This is a genomic window from Burkholderia sp. RF4-BP95 (assembly GCF_001521985.1).
In the GTDB taxonomy this organism is placed as follows: domain Bacteria; phylum Pseudomonadota; class Gammaproteobacteria; order Burkholderiales; family Burkholderiaceae; genus Burkholderia; species Burkholderia diffusa.
Genome location: NZ_LOSX01000056.1, coordinates 84,388 through 103,605 on the forward strand (window position 1 = coordinate 84,388; position 19,218 = coordinate 103,605).

16 protein-coding genes are annotated in these 19,218 nt (G+C 69.0%); 11 read left to right on the forward strand and 5 right to left on the reverse strand.

Annotated features, from left to right (window positions below):
• Window positions 1-67 precede the first annotated feature (67 nt).
• On the forward strand, window positions 68-1,207 hold the full coding sequence (locus tag WS46_RS19995; protein WP_059531190.1) for a branched-chain amino acid ABC transporter substrate-binding protein: 1,140 nt from the start codon (window positions 68-70) through the stop codon (window positions 1,205-1,207).
• Window positions 1,208-1,326: 119 nt separating this feature from the next.
• Here the strand turns inward: WS46_RS19995 and WS46_RS20000 are convergent, their stop codons facing one another.
• Window positions 1,327-2,979: an acyl-CoA dehydrogenase family protein gene (locus tag WS46_RS20000; protein WP_059531188.1), complete on the reverse strand. Its 1,653-nt coding sequence runs from the start codon at window positions 2,977-2,979 to the stop codon at window positions 1,327-1,329.
• Between the two features lie 73 nt (window positions 2,980-3,052).
• On the opposite strand from WS46_RS20000, the gene WS46_RS20005 reads away from it, so the two are divergent.
• The 4 genes from WS46_RS20005 to WS46_RS20020 all read left to right on the forward strand — a co-directional run bounded on the left by WS46_RS20005 (window position 3,053) and on the right by WS46_RS20020 (window position 7,490).
• The gene (locus WS46_RS20005; RefSeq protein ID WP_059691506.1) at window positions 3,053-3,721 is read left to right on the forward strand and encodes a TetR/AcrR family transcriptional regulator; all 669 of its coding nucleotides are present in this window, start codon (window positions 3,053-3,055) and stop codon (window positions 3,719-3,721) included.
• A 267-nt stretch (window positions 3,722-3,988) separates the two neighbouring features.
• Entirely contained in the window at window positions 3,989-5,143 is a 1,155-nt protein-coding gene (locus tag WS46_RS20010) for a pyridoxal phosphate-dependent aminotransferase (protein ID WP_059531185.1), read from the forward strand.
• A 114-nt stretch (window positions 5,144-5,257) separates the two neighbouring features.
• Window positions 5,258-6,046: an ABC transporter substrate-binding protein gene (locus WS46_RS20015; protein WP_059691578.1), complete on the forward strand. Its 789-nt coding sequence runs from the start codon at window positions 5,258-5,260 to the stop codon at window positions 6,044-6,046.
• A 13-nt stretch (window positions 6,047-6,059) separates the two neighbouring features.
• Window positions 6,060-7,490 carry an FAD-binding oxidoreductase gene (locus WS46_RS20020; protein WP_059691507.1) on the forward strand — a complete coding sequence of 477 codons (1,431 nt, stop codon included), beginning with the start codon at window positions 6,060-6,062 and terminating at the stop codon, window positions 7,488-7,490.
• 24 nt (window positions 7,491-7,514) lie between these two features.
• Here WS46_RS20020 and WS46_RS20025 read toward each other — a convergent pair whose 3' ends face one another.
• Both WS46_RS20025 and cadR read right to left on the reverse strand, forming a co-directional pair.
• Complete coding sequence (locus tag WS46_RS20025) at window positions 7,515-8,087, reverse strand: PadR family transcriptional regulator (RefSeq protein WP_059691508.1); 573 nt, start codon at window positions 8,085-8,087, stop codon at window positions 7,515-7,517.
• A 68-nt stretch (window positions 8,088-8,155) separates the two neighbouring features.
• A complete protein-coding gene (gene cadR, locus WS46_RS20030) occupies window positions 8,156-8,587 on the reverse strand; it encodes a Cd(II)/Pb(II)-responsive transcriptional regulator (RefSeq protein WP_059531173.1) in 432 nt (143 codons plus the stop codon).
• Between the two features lie 81 nt (window positions 8,588-8,668).
• Here cadR and WS46_RS20035 point away from each other — a divergent pair, with 81 nt between their 5' ends.
• Together WS46_RS20035 and WS46_RS20040 are read left to right on the forward strand one after the other, a co-directional pair.
• Complete coding sequence (locus WS46_RS20035) at window positions 8,669-11,188, forward strand: heavy metal translocating P-type ATPase (RefSeq protein WP_059691509.1); 2,520 nt, start codon at window positions 8,669-8,671, stop codon at window positions 11,186-11,188.
• A 10-nt stretch (window positions 11,189-11,198) separates the two neighbouring features.
• Entirely contained in the window at window positions 11,199-11,579 is a 381-nt protein-coding gene (locus WS46_RS20040; RefSeq protein ID WP_059691510.1) for a zinc ribbon domain-containing protein, read from the forward strand.
• Between the two features lie 104 nt (window positions 11,580-11,683).
• Here WS46_RS20040 and WS46_RS20045 read toward each other — a convergent pair whose 3' ends face one another.
• The gene (locus WS46_RS20045) at window positions 11,684-12,562 is read right to left on the reverse strand and encodes a GyrI-like domain-containing protein (RefSeq protein WP_059691511.1); all 879 of its coding nucleotides are present in this window, start codon (window positions 12,560-12,562) and stop codon (window positions 11,684-11,686) included.
• Window positions 12,563-12,837: 275 nt separating this feature from the next.
• Here WS46_RS20045 and WS46_RS20050 point away from each other — a divergent pair, with 275 nt between their 5' ends.
• The 4 genes from WS46_RS20050 to eutC all read left to right on the forward strand — a co-directional run bounded on the left by WS46_RS20050 (window position 12,838) and on the right by eutC (window position 18,208).
• On the forward strand, window positions 12,838-14,310 hold the full coding sequence (locus tag WS46_RS20050; RefSeq protein WP_059531158.1) for a mechanosensitive ion channel: 1,473 nt from the start codon (window positions 12,838-12,840) through the stop codon (window positions 14,308-14,310).
• 193 nt (window positions 14,311-14,503) lie between these two features.
• Window positions 14,504-15,916 (forward strand): ethanolamine permease, encoded by a 1,413-nt coding sequence (gene eat, locus WS46_RS20055; protein WP_059531155.1) that lies wholly within the window; start codon window positions 14,504-14,506, stop codon window positions 15,914-15,916.
• A gap of 106 nt (window positions 15,917-16,022) precedes the next feature.
• On the forward strand, window positions 16,023-17,420 hold the full coding sequence (locus tag WS46_RS20060; protein ID WP_059691512.1) for an ethanolamine ammonia-lyase subunit EutB: 1,398 nt from the start codon (window positions 16,023-16,025) through the stop codon (window positions 17,418-17,420).
• Entirely contained in the window at window positions 17,417-18,208 is a 792-nt protein-coding gene (gene eutC / locus WS46_RS20065; RefSeq protein WP_059691513.1) for an ethanolamine ammonia-lyase subunit EutC, read from the forward strand. Before WS46_RS20060 ends, eutC begins: the two co-directional genes overlap by 4 nt.
• Before the next feature lie 13 nt (window positions 18,209-18,221).
• Here eutC and WS46_RS20070 read toward each other — a convergent pair whose 3' ends face one another.
• The gene (locus WS46_RS20070) at window positions 18,222-19,106 is read right to left on the reverse strand and encodes a LysR family transcriptional regulator (protein WP_059691514.1); all 885 of its coding nucleotides are present in this window, start codon (window positions 19,104-19,106) and stop codon (window positions 18,222-18,224) included.
• Window positions 19,107-19,218 lie beyond the last annotated feature (112 nt).

The following is a 19,218-nucleotide window of genomic DNA, read 5'->3' on the forward strand; positions in this document are numbered from 1 at the left end:
ATCAAACAAAGGAAGCGGCAAGGCGATCCCGAAGCCGCTCCATTTACCCTGGTACCAAGGAGATGCTATGCAACACACGATGAAAAAGCTGGCAGGCGCGACGTTCGTCGCCGTCATGTCGCTTGCGGGGACGGCCCATGCGGACGACGTGAAGATCGGTTACGCAGGGCCGATGACGGGCGCCCAGGCTCACTACGGCAAGGATATGCAGAACGGGATCGCGCTCGCGCTGGAAGACTTCAACGCGACGAACCCGAAGATCGGCGGCAAGGCAGTGAAGTTCGTGCTCGAGACGCAGGACGACCAGGCTGACCCGCGCACCGGCACGACGGTTGCGCAGAAGCTCGTCGACGACGGCATCAAGGGCATGCTCGGCCACTTCAACTCGGGCACGACGATTCCGGCCTCGCGCATCTACGCGAACGCCGGCATTCCGGAAATCGCGATGGCGACGGCGCCGGAATACACGCAGCAGGGTTACAAGACGACCTTCCGCATGATGACGTCCGACACGCAGCAGGGCTCGGTGGCGGGCACCTTCGCGGCGAAGGATCTCGGCATGAAGAAGATCGCGATCGTCGACGACCGCACGGCCTACGGCCAGGGTCTCGCCGACCAGTTCGAGAAGGCCGCGAAGGCCGGCGGCGCGACGATCGTCGACCGCGAATTCACGAACGACAAGGCCGTCGACTTCAAGGCGATCCTGACCAAGCTGAAGGCGGCGAAGCCGGACCTCGTCTACTACGGCGGCGCGGATTCGCAGGCAGCGCCGATGGTCAAGCAGATGAAGACGCTCGGCATCACCGCACCGCTGATGAGCGGCGAAATGGTGAAGACGCCGACGTTCCTGAAGATCGCGGGCAACGCGGCCGACGGCACGATCGCATCGCTGGCAGGCCTGCCGCTCGAGGAAATGCCGGGCGGCAAGACCTACGCCGACAAGTACAAGAAGCGCTTCGGCGAAGACGTGCAGACGTACTCGCCGTACGCGTACGACGGCGCGATGGCGATGCTCAACGCGATGAAGAAGGCCGATTCGACCGATCCGGCGAAGTACCTGCCGGTGCTCGCGAAGACCGACATGGCCGGCGTCACGTCGTCGCACGTCGCGTACGACGCGAAGGGCGACCTGAAGAACGGCGGCATCACGATGTACAAGGTCGAGAAGGGCGAGTGGAAGCCGCTGAAGAGCATCGGCGGCAAGTAAGCATGGCGTGAGTCGCCGGCGGCGTCGAAGGGCGCCGCGCGGGGCATCATGCGAAGAAGCCACCGGGCCGTCGGGTCCGGTGGCTTTTTCTTTGGCGTCGGCGGCGGGCTCGGCGCCCGTCAGGCCGGGTACGCGCGCTGCAGCAGCGCGGCGACGTCGAGCGCGTGCGGATCGAAGCCGCCCGCGATGCGGCCCCAGTCGGGCGCGGCAAGCCGCGTCGCGATGAACGCGTCGGCGACGGCCGCGGGCGCGTCGCGCCGCAGCAGGCAGGCCTGCGCGACGAGCGCGAGCCGCTGCGCGAACACACGGGCCGACGCCTCGAGCGTATCGGCGGGTGCCGCGAGCATCGCGCGCAGCGCATCGAGCGCCGCGCGGATGCGCGGTTCGCCCGCGCCGAGGTCGGTCAGTTCGGCGAAGAGCGCCGCGGCCGCGTCGGGCTCGCGCGACACCGCGCGCAGCACGTCGAGGCACATCACGTTGCCGGAGCCTTCCCAGATCGAGTTGACCGGCGCTTCGCGGAACAGCCGCGCGATCGGGCCGTCGTCGACGTAGCCGTTGCCGCCGAACACTTCCATCACCTCGCCGGTCAGCTCGACCGCGCGCTTGCACACCCAGAATTTCGCGGCGGGCGTGACGATCCGCTTCCACGCGCGTTCGCGCGGCGAGTCGTCGCGCTCGAACGCATCGGCGAGACGCATCGCGAGCGCGAGCGCGGCTTCGCTTTCGAGCGCGAGATCGGCGAGCACGGTGCGCATCAGCGGCTGCTCGGCGAGCGCGCGGCCGAACGCGTGGCGCTGGCGCGTGTACGCGATCGCCTGCACGACGCCCTGGCGCAGCATCGCCGCGCTGCCGAGCACGCAGTTCAGCCGCGTGTGCGTGGCCATCTCGATGATGGTCGGAATGCCGCGGCCTTCGTCGCCGAGCATGATGCCCCATGCGTCGTTCAACTCGATTTCGCTGCTCGAGTTGCTGCGGTTGCCGACCTTGTTCTTCAACCGCTGGATCTCGACCGCGTTCTTCGTTCCGTCGGGCCGCCAGCGCGGCACGTAGAAGCACGACGGGCTGCCCGCTTCGGTGCGCGCGACGACCAGATGCGCGTCGCACATCGGCGCGGAGAAAAACCACTTGTGGCCGCGCAGCCGGTATTCGCCGCCGCGTCCGCCCGCGCCGACGGCGCTCGCCAGCGTCGTGTTCGCGCGCACGTCGGAGCCGCCCTGTTTCTCGGTCATGCCCATGCCGAACCAGATCGAGCGCTTGTCGGCGACCGGCACGTCGCGCGGATCGTAGTCGTCGCTGTACAGCTTGTCGCGCAGCAGGTCCCACAGCGCGGGTTCCTTCTGCAGCACCGGAATCGCGGCCTGCGTCATCGTCGCCGGGCACAGCGTGCCGGCCTCGATCTGGCCGTGCAGGTAGAAGCCGGCCGCGGTCGCGGCCCAGCGGCCCGGGCGCGTATCGCGGAACGCGAGCGATACGAAGCCTTCGTTGCGGTACATGCCGAGCAGCGTGTGCCACGCCGGATGGAAGTCGACGCGGTCGATGCGCCGGCCGCGGCGGTCGAACGCGTTCAGTTCCGGCGTGTGGCGGTTCGCTTCGTCGGCGAGCTGCGCGGTGTCGGCGCTGCCGAGTCGCGCGCCGTACGCGTCGAGCCGCGGCACGGCCCAGCCGGCGCCCGCGCGGGCGATGGCCTCGCGCAGCGCGACGTCGGTGGCGAAGAGGTTATAGTCGACCAGTTCGTCGAACTGGTTCGTGACGGCATGGGTCGATTCGGTCATCGGGCTGTCTCCGGTCTCGTGCTTCGCGGTCTGCCGGTCAAACGCGTTTCCGCTGAATTTCAGAGTAGCAAATATGCCGCCGCGACATGTTCAGGTTCCGGCGCCGCCCGGCCAGCAGGCGGCGCAACCCGCGCCCGCGTTGCGTCGCCGGCCGCGCCAGTCGCGCGCGCAGGCCACCTCCGACGCGCTCCAGCAGGCCTTCGTTCAGCTTTTGCTCGAGCGCGGTTACGCGAAGGCGACGATCCGCGAAATCGCGGCCGTCGCGGGCGTGAGCGTCGGCACCTTCTACGAATACTTCGGCGACAAGCAGAGCCTCGCCGCGCTGTGCATCCACCGGCGCGTGCTGGCGCTGGCCGACCGGCTGCGCGAAGCGGCGCACGGGCTGCGCGGCGTGCCGCGCGCCGCGCTCGCGGCCGCGCTCGTCGATTTGCAGGTCGATGCGATCGCCGCCGACGCCGCGTCGTGGAGCGCGTTCTTCGCGCTGGAGCGGCAGGTGTCGCCGCTCGCCGCATACCGCCGCCATTACGACGCGTATGTCGCGCTGTGGCGCGACGCGCTTGCGCAGTGCAGCGATCCGCCGCCGGCCGCGCGGCTCGACGGGATCGCGCGGATGGCGCATGCCGTCTGCTACGGCGGCGTGTCGCAGGCGCTGCTCACGCTCGGGCCGGCGCTCGACTTCGCGGCGTTGCGCGGCGAGTTGCAGGCCGTGCTGGCCGCCTATCTGGCGGCCGCGGGCGCGTGACGCGCGGCGCGGCCATGCGGGCCGAGCATCCGGCGTAAGCCCGCCGCGAGCGCGACCAAGACCCTGGGGAAATGCCGGATGCGCATGCATTGCCGGCCACGCGGCCTTGGCATCGAGCGTTGCGGATGGCCGATCATGAGAAAAATGCATGGCCGCCATGACGAACTTTCGATTGTCCGCCCTTATTGGCTCGGGCTAAATCATGCGTCATGAGCCGGGCCGCGCGCGTCGCGCGGGCCGGTCCGAAGGACATCTGAAGGAGGAGTCATGCGAAGCGCCACCACGCCCCGCTCGAAACTGCCGGACGTCGGGACGACGATCTTCACGGTGATCGGCCAGCTCGCCGCGCAGCACGATGCGCTGAACCTGTCGCAGGGCGCGCCGAATTTCGCGCCCGATCCGGCGCTCGTCGAGGGCGTCGCGCGCGCGATGCGCGACGGCCACAACCAGTACGCGCCGATGGCCGGCGTCGCGTCGCTGCGCGAACGCCTCGCGGAGAAGACGGAGGCGCTGTACGGCACGCGCTACGACCCGGGCACCGAGATCACGGTGATCGCGAGCGCGAGCGAAGGGCTCTACGCGGCGATCAGCGCGCTCGTGCATCCGGGCGACGAAGTGATCTATTTCGAGCCGTCGTTCGACAGCTATGCGCCGATCGTGCGATTGCAGGGCGCGACGCCGGTCGCGATCAAGCTGTCGCCCGAGCATTTCCGCGTGAACTGGGACGAAGTCGCCGCGGCGATCACGCCGCGCACGCGAATGATCATCGTCAACACGCCGCACAACCCGACCGCGACGGTGTTCTCCGCCGACGATCTCGAACGGCTCGCGCAGCTCACGCGCAATACCGACATCGTGGTCCTGTCGGACGAGGTCTACGAGCACGTGGTGTTCGACGGCGCGCAGCATCAGAGCGTCGCGCGTCACCGTGAGCTCTCCGGGCGCAGCGTGATCGTGTCGTCGTTCGGCAAGACGTTCCACGTGACGGGCTGGCGGGTCGGCCATTGCATCGCGCCGGCCGAACTGATGGACGAGATCCGCAAGGTGCACCAGTTCATGGTGTTCTCGGCCGATACGCCGATGCAGGTCGCGTTCGCGGAAATCCTCGCGCGGCCGGAAAGCTATCTCGGCCTGTCGGCGTTTTACCAGGCCAAGCGCGACCTGCTCGCGCGCGAGCTGGCCGGTTCGCGCTTCGAGCTGCTGCCGAGCGAAGGCTCGTTCTTCATGCTCGCGCGCTTCCGGCACTTCTCGGACGAACGCGACAGCGACTTCGTGTTGCGCCTGATCCGCGATGCGCGCGTCGCGACGATTCCGCTGTCGGCGTTCTACACCGACGGCACCGACGCGGGCGTGATCCGGCTCAGTTTCTCGAAGGACGACGCGACGCTGATCGAAGGCGCGCGGCGGTTGCGTTCGCTGTAATCGCGGGCGCGGCCCGCACCCCAAGCAGGCGACGTGTACGTCGCACGGAAAGTCACCGCCGGAACCGGCGCACGTGCGACCGCACGGCGCCGGCCGACAAGCCAGGAGATCACGATGAAGCATGCAAATACCCTCAAGCTCGCGTTCGCCCTCGCGTGCGCGCTCGGTTCCGGCGCGGCGCTCGCCGACGGGCAGACGCTGCGTTTCGGCCTCGAGGCGCAATATCCGCCGTTCGAGTCGAAGGCGCCGAACGGCGACCTGCAGGGCTTCGACATCGACGTCGGCAACGCCGTCTGCCAGACCGCGAAGCTGTCGTGCAAGTGGGTCGAGACGTCGTTCGACGGGCTGATTCCCGCGCTGAAGGGCCGCAAGTTCGACGCGATCAACTCGGCGATGAACGCGACCGAACAGCGGCGCCAGGCGATCGACTTCACGACGATCATCTACCGCGTGCCGACGCAGCTGATCGCGCGTAACGGCAGCGGCCTGCTGCCGACGCCGGAATCGCTGAAGGGCAAGCGCGTCGGCGTGCTGCAGGCATCGATCCAGGAAACCTACGCGAAGGCGCACTGGGAGCCGGCCGGCGTGTCGATCGTCGCGTATCAGGATCAGAACCAGGTGTATACGGACCTCGTGGCGGGCCGTCTCGACGCAACGCTGGTGCTCGCGCCGGCCGGCCAGCGCGGCTTCCTGTCGCGCCCGGACGGCAAGGGTTTCGCGTTCGTCGGCCAGCCGGTGCGCGACGACCGGATTCTCGGCAGCGGGATCGCGTTCGGCCTGCGCAAGGGCGACGACGCGCTGAAGGCGAAACTCGATTCCGCGATCGACAAGCTGAAGGCGGACGGCACGGTGAAGTCGCTCGGCCAGAAGTACTTCGGCGATATCGACATCTCCACCAAGTAAGCGGACGCGCACGATGCAGAGCCTGGATACGGGCGGAGAGCCCGGCGGCGACGGCGCGGCGGCGCCGGCGGACGGCACGCTCGAGGCGGCGCTCGTCGCCGCACTGGGCGACACGCTGGTCACGCGGGCGGCCGAGATCGATCCGCGCTACTTCACCGCGTACAACGAGCCGGCCGGTGTGCGGCCGCGCGCGCTGGTGCGGCCGCGCAGCGTCGACGACGTGTCGCGCACGCTCGCGCTGTGCACGCGGCTCGGGCAGCCGGTCGTGCCGCAGGGCGGCCTCACCGGGCTCGCACGCGGCGCGGTCGCGCTGGGCGGCGAGATCGTGCTGTCGATGGAGCGTTTCGCGGGCGTCGAGGCAATCGACGCGGCGGCGGGCACGATGACGGTGCGCGCCGGGACGCCGTTGCAGACGGTGCAGGAGGCCGCGGACGCGGCGGGCTTCACGTTCGGCGTCGATCTCGGCGCACGCGGTTCGTGCCAGATCGGCGGCATGCTGGCGACCAACGCGGGCGGCACGCGCGCGATCCGCTACGGCATGATGCGCGAGCAGGTGCTCGGACTCGAGGCCGTGCTCGCCGACGGCACCGTCGTGTCGTCGATGAACCGGATGCTGAAGAACAACGCGGGCTACGACCTGAAGCAGCTGTTCATCGGCAGCGAAGGCACGCTCGGCATCGTCACGCGCGCCGTGCTGCGGCTGCATCCGAAGCTCGCCGCGCCGGCCACCGCGCTCTGCCGCGTGCATGGCTACGACGCCGTCGTCGGGTTGTGGAACCGCCTGCGCGCACTGCCCGAGATCGTCAGTTTCGAAGCGATGTGGCCGGCCTTCTACGACTACGTCGCGGGCCACACGCCCGGCGTCGTCGCGCCGTTCGCGGGCGACGGCGGCTTCGCGGTGCTGCTCGAGTGCGCGACGAGCGCACCGGGCGGCGATGCGCGCCAGGCGCTGGAAACCGGCCTGGCGGATGCGATCGAGGCGGGGCTGGTCGACGATGCGGCGCTCGCGACGTCCGAGCGGCAGGCGCGCGACCTGTGGACGTTGCGCGAGGGCCTTGCGATCGATGCGCTGCCGCATCTGGTGAACTTCGACGTGAGCCTGCCGACGGGCGAGCTCGGCCGGTTCGCCGAGCGCTGCGAGGCGGCGTTGCGTGCGGTCTGGCCCGACATCGTGTGCCTGTTCTTCGGCCACGTCGGCGACGGCAACGTGCATATCGGCGTATCGCTCGCCGGCATGCGCGACGCGGACGCCGATGCGATCGATCGCTGCGTCTACGCGGTCGTTCGGGACATGGGCGGCTCGGTGTCGGCGGAGCACGGCATCGGCATGCTCAAGCGCGCCTATCTCGCGCACACGCGCAGCGAAGCGGAAATCGGCTTGATGCGGCGCCTGAAGGCCGCGCTCGATCCCGCCGGCGTGCTCAATCCCGGCAAGGTGCTTTGATCGGCGCGAGCCGGGGCGGGCGCGTCAGCCGTCGACCCAGCGCAGCGCGCCGATCTTCAGGTGTTCGACGACGCTGCGCGCCCAGTCGAGCTCCGCGTTGAGCAGCACGAGTGCATGTTCGTTCTGCAACAGGAACAGGCGCGGCACCTGGTCGTTCTGCGCGGCGTTGCGCAGCGACTCGAGACGTTCGCGTTCGCTGTCGAGCGCGGCGATGCGGCGCTCGAGTTGCTGGCGCGCATCGTCGGCGTCGAGCAGCGGCAGGAATGCGAGGCCGGCGCCGAACGCCGGAAACTCGCGCGCGGGCTCCGCGAGCAGCGCATGCAGCCACGCCTGCCCGGCCGTATGCCCGGCTTCGGTCAGCGTGTACAGCGTGCGTTCGGGAAACGCGCCGTCGCGCTCGGTGTCGTGCACGGCGATCAGCCCGTCGCGCAGCAGCCGGTCGATCGTCTGGTAGAGGCTCGTGCGCTGCCGCACGTTGACGACTTCGTCATAGCCGCGCGCCTTCAACTGCTGGAGCATTCCGTATGGATGCATCGGCGTTTCGGTGAGCGTCGCGAGGACCGCGAGCGCGAGCGGAGACGGGCGGCTTGTTGCCATGAATAGTTCTATTATGTCTAGTGAGAATATAACTAGTATCGACTAGACTATCATATTCCACAAGGGTTTCAGCCGAGGTGTGAGCGCTTCGCGGCCGGCGCGACGGTTTCCATCGTCGTGAGACCGTGAACGATGCCGCAGTCCTCGACCGAATGTTCGCCGACGCACTGGCGGCGCAATTCGGTGAGCTGATCGCGCAGATGCGTCAGTTCGGCGAGGCGCGCGTCGACGTGGCCGATGTGCTCGTCGAGCAGCGCGTTGACCGAATCGCACGGGTCGGCCGGCGTGTCGGTGAGCTGCAGCAGCGCGCGGATTTCGTCGTGCGCCATGTCGAGCGCGCGGCAGTTGCGGATGAAGCGCAGCCGCTCGACGTGCACGTCGGTGTAGTTGCGGTAGTTCGAATCGGTGCGCTCGGCGTCCGGCATCAACCCCTCCTTCTCGTAGAAGCGGATCGTTTCGGGCGTGCAGCGGGCCGCCTTGGCCAGTTCGCCGATCTTCATGGCTTTCTCCGTTGTAAGGGTTGACCTTGTAGTGGCTTCAGGGTGTTAACTCTACACCGTCAAGCCATAGAGGAGGTTGTCATGACCGACGCCCAGCGTACCCCCGACCCACGACACCGCCATCCCGGCGGCGCCGATGCGTGCTGCGCCGACGCGCGCGACACGCAGGCGGCGACCGTTGCCGACGCGGCGCCGGCGGCCGGCGAGCACGCGCATGGCGACGCGGCGGCGCACCGCGCGCAGCCGCATGCATGCGGCCACGATCATGAGCACGATCACGCATCCGAGCACGGGACGGCGCACGCCCACGCGGCGCATGACCATGCCGGTCACGACCACGACCACGACCACGACCACGACCACGACCACGACCACGACCACGACCACGCGGCCGGCGCCTGCTGCGCGCCGGCCGCGCTGACGCTCGCGCCGCTGCCGGTCGCGCGGGCGACCGCGTCGGGTCACGTCCGCTCCGCGTTCCGGATCATGCAGATGGACTGCCCGACCGAGGAAACGCTGATTCGCAAGAAGCTCGGCGGAATGCAGCAGGTCTCGGCGCTCGAATTCAACCTGATGCAGCGGATGCTGACCGTCGAACACGTGCCCGGTGCGCAGCCGGCGATCGAAAGCGCGATCCGCACGCTCGGGATGACGCCGGAAGCCGCGTCGGCCGACGCACCGGCAGCCCCCGTCGCGCCGCCGCCCGCGAAGCCGTGGTGGCCGCTCGCGCTGGCCGGCGTCGCCGCGATCGCGTCCGAGGCCATGAGCTGGGCCGGCCTGCCGGTGTGGCTGTCGGCGGTGCTGGCGCTCGCGGCGGTGCTCGCATGCGGGCTGACCACTTACAAGAAAGGCTGGATCGCGATCCGCAACGGCAACCTGAACATCAACGCGCTGATGAGCATCGCGGTGACGGGCGCGATGGCGATCGGCCAGTGGCCGGAAGCCGCGATGGTGATGGTGCTGTTCACGATCGCCGAGCTGATCGAGGCGAAGTCGCTCGATCGCGCGCGCAACGCGATCCAGGGCCTGATGCAGCTCGCGCCCGACACCGCGACCGTGCAGGACGCCGACGGCACGTGGCGCACGATCGAGGCCGCGCAGGTCGCGCTCGGCGCGATCGTGCGCGTGAAGCCGGGCGAGCGGATCGGGCTGGACGGCGAAGTGGTCGCGGGCCGCTCGACGGTGAACCAGGCGCCGATCACCGGCGAGAGCCTGCCGGTCGACAAGACGTCCGGCGACGCGGTGTACGCGGGCACGATCAACGAAGCGGGTTCGTTCGACTATCGCGTGACGGCGGTGGCCGCCAACTCGACGCTCGCGCGGATCATCCACGCGGTCGAGGAAGCGCAGGGCGCGAAGGCGCCGACGCAGCGCTTCGTCGACCAGTTCGCGCGCGTCTATACGCCGATCGTGTTCGCGGTGGCGCTGCTGGTCGCGGTGGCGCCGCCGCTCGTCATGGGCGGCGCGTGGCACGACTGGATCTACCGTGCGCTGGTGCTGCTCGTGATCGCGTGCCCGTGCGCGCTGGTGATCTCGACACCGGTGACGATCGTGTCGGGGCTCGCGGCCGCGGCACGGCGCGGGATTCTCGTGAAGGGCGGCGTATATCTCGAAGAAGGCCGCAAGCTCGCATGGCTTGCGCTCGACAAGACCGGCACGATCACGCACGGCAAGCCGGTGCAGACCGATTTCGACCCGCATGCGACGGACGTCGACGCGGCGCGCGTGCGTCACCTCGGCGCGAGCCTCGCGGCGCGTTCCGATCACCCCGTGTCGCAGGCGATCGCCGCCGCGGCCCGCGACGCGCAGACGGCAGCGTTCGCCGATGTAGAGGACTTCGAAGCACTCGTCGGGCGCGGCGTGCGCGGCACGATCGACGGCACGCGCTACTGGCTCGGCAACCACCGCCTCGTCGAGGAGCTCGAACGCTGCTCGCCGGCGCTGGAGGCGAAGCTCGACGCGCTCGAGCGGCAGGGCAAGAGCGTCGTGATGCTGGTCGACGACACGCGCGTGCTCGGCATCTTCGCGGTGGCCGACACGATCAAGGACACCAGCCGCGCGGCGATCGCCGACCTGCACGCGCTCGGCATCCGCACCGCGATGCTGACCGGCGACAACCCGCACACCGCGCAGGCGATTGCGCGGCAGGCCGGCATCGACGATGCGCGCGGCAACCAGTTGCCCGAGGACAAGCTCGCGGCGGTCGAGGAACTGTCGGCGGGCGGTGCGGGCGCGGTCGGGATGGTCGGCGACGGCATCAACGACGCACCGGCGCTCGCGCGCGCCGACATCGGCTTCGCGATGGGCGCGATGGGCACCGACACGGCGATCGAGACGGCCGACGTCGCGCTGATGGACGACGACCTGCGCAAGATCCCCGCGTTCGTGCGGCTGTCGCGCGCGACGCACCGCGTGCTGGTGCAGAACATCGGCTTCGCGCTCGGCGTGAAGATCGTGTTCCTCGGCCTCACGGTCGCGGGGCTCGGCACGATGTGGATGGCCGTGTTCGCCGATGCGGGCGCGAGCCTGATCGTCGTCGGCAACGGGCTGCGGCTGCTGTCGAAGACGGGCGTGTTCGACGGCGCGACCGCGAAGCGATGAGGAGCGGGCGATGAGCTTTCTGAAGCGGATCCTGGGCGGCCACGGTGGCGGTCACGGCGGAGGGGGCCACGGCAGCGGGCATGGAGGCGGCCACGGCAGCGGCGGGCATCACGGCGGGCAGCAACGCGGCGGTCCCGGCGGCCACGATGCACGCGGCCGCGACCGGCACGGATGGGGCTGGCAGCCGTCGGCCGACGCGCAGGGCGGCCCGGGCGGCAACGTGCCGCTGCGCCAGCTCGCGTGCGCAGGCTGCGGCGCGATCAACGCCGCGGATGCGCGATTCTGCGCGCAGTGCGGCGTATCGCAGCGCGGCAAGGCGTGCAGCCGGTGCCACGCGGCGCTGGCCGCCGACGCGCGCTTCTGCCCTGGCTGCGGGACGCAGGCCGGGTAAGGCGCGATCGCCGGCCATGTTGCCGGCCGTGCTGCCGGCGTGACGGCCGATCCCCAAGACGGCATGGCGCGCGGGCCCGGAACCCCCGCGCCACGCAACACCGCTCAACGCAGCGGCAAATGAATCTCGGTGCGCAGGTCGGCCGGCGCCGCATCCATCGGCGTATTCAGATACAGCTCGAACGGCGGCGCGTCGGCGGCTTCGCGGCCCGAGTGCCGCAGCCAGTCGCCGTACAGCCACTGGTAGGCCGTCTTCAGGTCCGCATACGGCCCCGTGTGCAGCAACACCGCGTACTCGCCGCCGGCAACCGCGATGCGCTCCACGGGCGGCGTCGGCTCGACGTCCGGCGCGCCGTCGGCCGGCACGAAGCACGCTTTCGCGCGCAACTGCGCCTCGGGCGTCGTATCCGGATCGTCGTAGAAGATCCCGATCATCCGCGCGCCGGGGCCGATCAACCCGTGCCGCCCGGCCCACGCGCCGATCTGCCCGAACGCGTCGCCGACCTTCAGGTACGCGCCCGTATGCGGCACCGCATAACCGCGCAGTTCCGGCAGCCGCCGGATCTCGACTTCCTGCTTGAACATGTCTTCCTCCCCTCGCTGTAACGGATAAATCGGCCGGTGGACCCCGGCGAGCCGGTGCTGCACGGGCGGCACGCCGTAAACATCGCGAAATGCGCGGGCGAACGCGTGCGTCGAGCCGTAGCCGGCGCGCCGCGCGATCGCGTCGAGCGGCAGCGCCGTGCACACGAGATCCTCGGACGCGCGCACGATCCGCATCCGCCGCACCGTCAGCACGATCGACTCGCCGTACAGCGCGCGATACACGCGCTGCCAGTGATACGGCGACAGGCACGCGATTTCGGCGAGCCGGTTCAGGTCGAGCGTGTCGTCGAGGTGCGCGAGGATGTAGTCGTGAACGCGCGCGATGCGTGCCGCATAGCGGGTCCAGGCCGGCGTTTCGGCTTTCGTGTCGACGGTCATGCGTGCATCCCGGGCCAGAGTCGACGTCACGGTAGCACGCCGCCGATTGATAAATCTTGCGGAAATGCGTAGGGCAAACAATTCCGGCCCTTTTTATTTTGGCGAAATTGGGTCTCGTTCCCGTCGATCTATGTCTAAAGTTAAAGACGGTGAAATCGGGTGATCGCGTCATTTTTCTCGGGTAAGTTGCTCGGACGGCAACGCACGGTTTTCGAAGTACGCAGGTAGTTCGTCGATGTTCAATCGCAACGCCACGTTTTTCGGGAGAAGAAGAAATGGATGCTTCCAGCTTCATCACGTCGCTGCAGACCACGCTAGGCGGATACCTGCCCAAGATCGCCGGCGCGATCGGCATCCTGGTGATCGGCTGGCTGATCGCCGTGGCGGTGCGGGCCGGCGCGCTCCGGCTGCTCAACGCGCTGAAGGTCGATCAGCGGATCAACGAAAGCACCGGCCAGGGCGCGTGCGTCGAGCGGATCATCGCCGGCGGGCTGTTCTGGCTCGTGCTGCTCGTCACCGCGGTGGGCATCTTCAACGTGCTCAACCTCTACGCGGTCTCCAATCCGTTCTCGCTGCTCGTCACGCACATCGTCAACTACCTGCCGAACCTGATCGGCGGCGCGGCGTTGACGCTGATCGCGTGGCTGATCGCATCGCTGCTGCGCAGCCTCGCGAACCGCGCGCTGAAGGCGAGTAAGGTCGACGACAAGCTGTCCGAAAGCGCGGGCATGCAGCCGATGAGCGGCTATCTCGGCGACGTGCTGTTCTGGCTCGTGATCCTGATGTTCCTGCCGGCGATTCTCGCGTCGTTCGCGCTGTCCGGCCTGCTGTCGCCGGTGCAGGGGATGGTCGACAAGCTGCTCGCGATCGTGCCGAACCTGTTCGCGGCCGCGGTGATCGGCTTCGTCGGCTGGATCGTCGCGCGCGTGCTGCGCGGTCTCGTGACGAACCTGCTCGTCGCCGCCGGCGCCGATCGCCTCACGCAAGGCCTCGACAGCCCGACGCCGGTGCGCGTGTCGAGCCTGATCGGCACCATCGTCTACGTGTTCGTGTTCGTGCCGACGCTGATCTCCGCGCTCGACGCGCTGAAGATCGACGCGATCTCGATCCCGGCCACCAACATGCTGAACCAGTTCCTCGGCGCGGTGCCGGACATCGTCGCGGCGATCGTGATCGTGCTCGTCACGTTCTACTTCGCGCGCTTCGTCGCGTCGCTCGCGCAGAAGCTGCTGGAGGCCGCCGGCGTCGACGGGCTGCCGGCCGTGCTCGGCGTCGAGCGCGTGTTTTCGGGGATCCTGCAGCCGTCGGTGCTGGTCGCGCGGCTGATCGTGTTCTTCGCGATGCTGTTCGCGTCGGTCGAGGCCGCGAACCGGCTCGGCTTCACGCAGGTGCGCGACGTCGTCACGCTGTTCATCGAATTCGGCGGCCACGTGCTGATGGGCGGCGTGATCCTCGTGATCGGCGTGTGGCTCGCGGGCCTCGCGCGCCGCGTGATCGAGCAGGCCGACCGCGAGCACAGCGTGCTGTTCGCGCGGATCGCGCAATTCGCGATCCTCGGCCTGGTGTTCGCGATGGGGCTGCGCGCGATGGGCATCGCCAACGAGATCGTGCAGCTCGCGTTCGGCCTCGTGCTCGGCGCGATCGCGGTGGCGGTCGCGCTGTCGTTCGGCCTCGGCGGCCGCGAAGCCGCCGGCAAGCTGCTCGACCGCTGGTTCAACCAGCGCGGCGGCGGCCCGTCGGGCCAGTAAGCGTCGGCCGCCCGGCCGCCTCGTGCGGCCGGACGGCGCGCGCGGGACGACCGCGACGCGCGGCCGGCGTTGCCGTCAGCGAAACGTCAGCCGTCATCTTTGCCGAATTTCGATAACACGTCGTTTAATGACTCTCTAGCATCGATTCTCAGTCGCGCGGGCCTGGCAGGCCGGCGCCTTTCAGGAGAATCCGATGAAAGCAGAGTCGAATGGCCGGCCCGTCGCCGGCGCCAAGTCGTCCGGCCAGCCCGCGCTGCAGCAGACGCTCGGGACCTGGCAACTGTGGGGCATCGCGGTCGGCCTCGTGATTTCAGGCGAATATTTCGGCTGGAGCTACGGCTGGGCGAGTGCGGGCACGCTGGGTTTCGTCGTCACCGCGCTGTTCGTCGCGGCGATGTACACCACCTTCATCTTCAGCTTCACCGAGCTGACGACGTCGATCCCGCACGCGGGCGGCCCGTTCGCGTATGCGCGCCGCGCGTTCGGCCCGGCGGGCGGCTATCTCGCCGGCGCGGCGACGCTCGTCGAGTTCGTGTTCGCGCCCCCCGCGATCGCGCTCGCGATCGGCGCGTACCTGCACGTGCAGTTTCCGGGGCTCGAACCGAAACACGCGGCGATGGGCGCGTATCTCGTGTTCATGGCGCTGAACATCGTGGGCGTGCAGATCGCCGCGACGTTCGAGCTGGTCGTCACGCTGTTCGCGATCTTCGAGCTGCTGGTGTTCATGGGCGTCGTGTCGCCGGGCTTCGCGTGGAGCAACTTCATGAAGGGCGGCTGGTCGGGCGCCGATCATTTCAGCGTCGGCGCATTCCACGGCATGTTCGCGGCGATCCCGTTCGCGATCTGGTTCTTCCTCGCGATCGAAGGCGTCGCGATGGCCGCCGAGGAGGCGAAGAACCCGAAGCGCTCGATCCCGATCGCCTACGTGGCCGGCATCCTGACGCTCGTCGCGCTGGCCATCGGCGTGATGGTGTTCGCCGGCGGCGCGGGCGACTGGACCAAGCTCGCGAACATCAACGACCCGCTGCCGCAGGCGATGAAGTACATCGTCGGCGCGAACAGCGGCTGGATGCACATGCTCGTGTGGCTCGGGCTGTTCGGGCTCGTCGCGTCGTTCCACGGGATCATCCTCGGCTATTCGCGCCAGATCTTCGCGCTGGCCCGCGAAGGCTACCTGCCGGAGTGGCTCGGCAAGGTGCATCCGCGCTTCAAGACCCCGCATCGCGCGATCCTCGCGGGCGGCGTGGTCGGCATCGCCGCCATCTACAGCGATGAGCTGATCCAGTTCGGCGGCCAGACGCTCACCGCGAACATCGTGACGATGTCGGTGTTCGGCGCGATCGTGATGTATATCGTAAGCATGGCGGCGCTGTTCAAGCTGCGCCGTTCGCAGCCGAACATGGCGCGGCCGTTCCGCGCGCCGCTGTACCCGTTCTTCCCGGCATTCGCGATCGTTGCGGCCCTGATTTGCCTTGCGACGATGGTGTACTTCAACGGGCTGGTGGCGATGGTGTTCGTCGCGTTCCTCGCGCTCGGCTACGCGTACTTCCTCGCGACCCGTTCGCAGCGCGCGAGCGCGCCGGCCGACGTGCTGCTGGAGGAATGACGATGACGAACCCGAACGGCCGCTGGTGACGGCATCCGGCGCGCCCCGTCGAACGGGCGCGCCGTCGGCGTTTCGCAAGGCAAGGACTGGCAAGGAGATTCGAACGATGTCCTACACGGAGACGATCGGCCCGCGTACGTACCGCTTCGCGGACCTGAAGACGCTGCTCGCGAAGGCGAGCCCGCTGCGCTCCGGCGACCAGCTCGCCGGCGTCGCGGCGGCGAGCGAGGAGGAGCGCGTCGCCGCGAAGATCGCGCTCGCGGGCGTGCCGCTGAAGGCGTTCCTGAACGAGGCGGTGATTCCGTACGAACACGACGAGGTCACGCGCCTGATCCTCGACGATCACGACGCGGCCGCGTTCGCGGAAATCTCGCACCTCACCGTCGGCGACTTCCGCAACTGGCTGCTGTCGCCCGCGGCCGACGGCGCCGCGCTCGAACGGATCGCGCCGGGCCTCACGCCCGAGATGGTCGCGGCCGTGTCGAAGCTGATGCGCAACCAGGACCTGATCGCGGCCGCGCGCAAGCGCCGCGTCGTCACGCGCTTTCGCAACACGGTCGGGCTGCCGGGCCGGATGTCGGTGCGGCTGCAGCCGAACCATCCGACCGACGACGTGAAGGGCATCGCCGCGTCGATGCTCGACGGGCTGATGTACGGCTGCGGCGACGCGATGATCGGCATCAACCCGGCGACCGACAGCCTCGCGGCGATCGTGAAGCTGCTCGCGATGATCGACGGATTCCGCGAGCGCTACGGCGTGCCGACGCAGTCGTGCGTGCTCACCCACGTGACCAACACGATCGCGGCGATCGAGAAGGGCGCGCCGGTCGACCTGGTGTTCCAGTCGATCGCGGGCACCGAGAAGGCGAACGCGAGCTTCGGGATCTCGCTCGCGCTGCTCGGCGAGGCGCACGAGGCCGCGTTGTCGCTCCGGCGAGGCACCGTCGGCAACAACCTGATGTATTTCGAGACGGGCCAGGGCAGCGCGCTGTCGGCGAACGCGCATTTCGGCGTCGACCAGCAGACCTGCGAGGTGCGCGCGTATGCGGTCGCACGCAAGTTCGATCCGTTCCTCGTGAACACGGTGGTCGGCTTCATCGGGCCGGAATACCTGTACGACGGCAAGCAGATCATTCGCGCGGGGCTCGAGGATCACTTCTGCGGCAAGCTGCTCGGCGTGCCGATGGGCTGCGACATCTGCTACACGAATCACGCGGAAGCCGACCAGGACGACATGGACACGCTGCTGACGCTGCTGGGCGCCGCCGGCATCAACTTCATCATGGGGATTCCGGGCGCGGACGACGTGATGCTGAACTACCAGAGCACGTCGTTTCACGACCAGCTCTACGTGCGCGAGGTGCTCGGCCTGCGCCGCGCGCCCGAGTTCGAGGAATGGCTGGAGACGATGGAGATCGCCGACGCGCACGGCGCGCTGCGCGCCGCGAACGCGCGCGTGCCGCTGCTCGCGGGCGCGAACGACTGGATGGGGATTTCGGCATGAGCGACGCCGTCGAAAAGAATCCGTGGGCGCAGCTGAAGTCGTTCACGAACGCGCGGATCGCGCTCGGCCGCGCGGGCAGCAGCCTGCCGACCGCGCCGCTGCTCGCGTTCAACCTGTCGCACGCGCAGGCGCGCGACGCCGTGCACCAGCCGCTCGACGCGGACGCGCTGCGCCGCGAGATCGACGCGGCCGGCTTCGCGACGCTCGGCGTGCAGAGCGCGGCGCCCGATCGCCAGCATTACCTGCGCCGGCCCGATCTCGGCCGCAAGCTGTCCGACGACGGCCGCGCGCTGCTGGCCGGCTACGGCGCGGCGCTCGACGATGCGCCGGACGTCGTGTTCGTGGTGGGCGACGGGCTGTCGGCCTTCGCGGCCGCGAAGCAGGCGCTGCCGTTGCTGCAGGCGATGCGGCCGCGCCTCGACGCGGACGGCTGGCGGGTCGGCCCGGTGGTGGTCGCGACGCAGGCGCGCGTCGCGCTCGGCGACGAGATCGGCGAGCTGCTGCGCGCGCAGGTCGTCGCGATGCTGATCGGCGAACGGCCGGGGCTCAGTTCGCCGGACAGCCTCGGCGTGTACCTGACCTGGGCGCCGAAGGTCGGCTGCCACGACGCGCTGCGCAACTGCATCTCGAACGTGCGCCCCGAAGGGCTGCCGCATGCCGCCGCCGCGCACAAGGTGCATTACCTGATGACGCATGCGCGCAGGCTCAAGCTGACGGGCGTCGGCCTGAAGGACGACAGCGACGCGTTGTTGCCGCAGGCGGAAGCGGAGCGGATCGGCGCGGTGTGACGGGGCGACCCGTCTACTTGAACAACCGCTCGCACAGGAAGTCGACGAACACGCGCAGCTTCGGCGACAGCTGCCGGCTCGACGGCCACACGATCGAGAACTGCCCCGGCGCGATCCGGTAGTCGTCGAGCACGGTGACGAGCGCGCCGGTGTCCAGCGCGTCGCGCGCGAGGAAGTCGGGCATGTAGCCGATGCCGAGCCCCGCCATCACCGCGCCGCGCAGCGCTTCCATGTTGTTGCAGGTCATCGCGGTGCGCAGCTTCAGCGGCGTGCCGTCGTCGGCGGCGAGCGCCCAGTCCTGCAGCTTGCCGGTGGTCGGGAAACAGTAGCGCACGCAATCGTGCGTTTCGAGATCGTGCGGCGCCCGCGGCAGGCTGGCCCGCGCGAGATACGCGGGCGTCGCGCACAGCACGAACGCGAACGGGCCGAGCCGCCGCGACATCAGGCTCGAATCCGACAGCGGGCCGCTGCGGATCACCGCGTCGAAGCCGCCCTCGACGACGTCGACCATCCGGTCGTTGAAATCCAGGTCGAGCTCGACGTCCGGATAGCGCTGCCTGAATTCGGGCAGCACCGGCAGCAGGAACCGGTAGCCGATCACCGGCAGGCTCACGCGCAACTTGCCGCGCGGGCGCTGCGCGGAGGCCGTCACGGTCGCCTCCGCATCACGAAAATCCTCGAGGATCCGCTGGCAGCGTTCGTAGAAATGGCGCCCTTCGTCGGTTAGCGTGACGCGCCGCGTCGTGCGGTTGAACAGGCGCACGCCGAGCGACTGCTCGAGCCGCGCGATCGTCTTGCCGACGGCGGAGGCCGAGATGCCGAGCGCGCGGCCGGCCGCGACGAAGCTGAGCGCTTCGGCGGTGCGGACGAAGGCGGCGATGCCGTTCAGGTTTTCCATCGACGTAGGCGGGCGCGAAGCGGTGAATTGAAGAATTTTAGTCCGCTATATGCGGAGCTTCACATCGTTTTTCGATGATTGAATCGAAATTATCCTTGATCGCGCTTGAGGC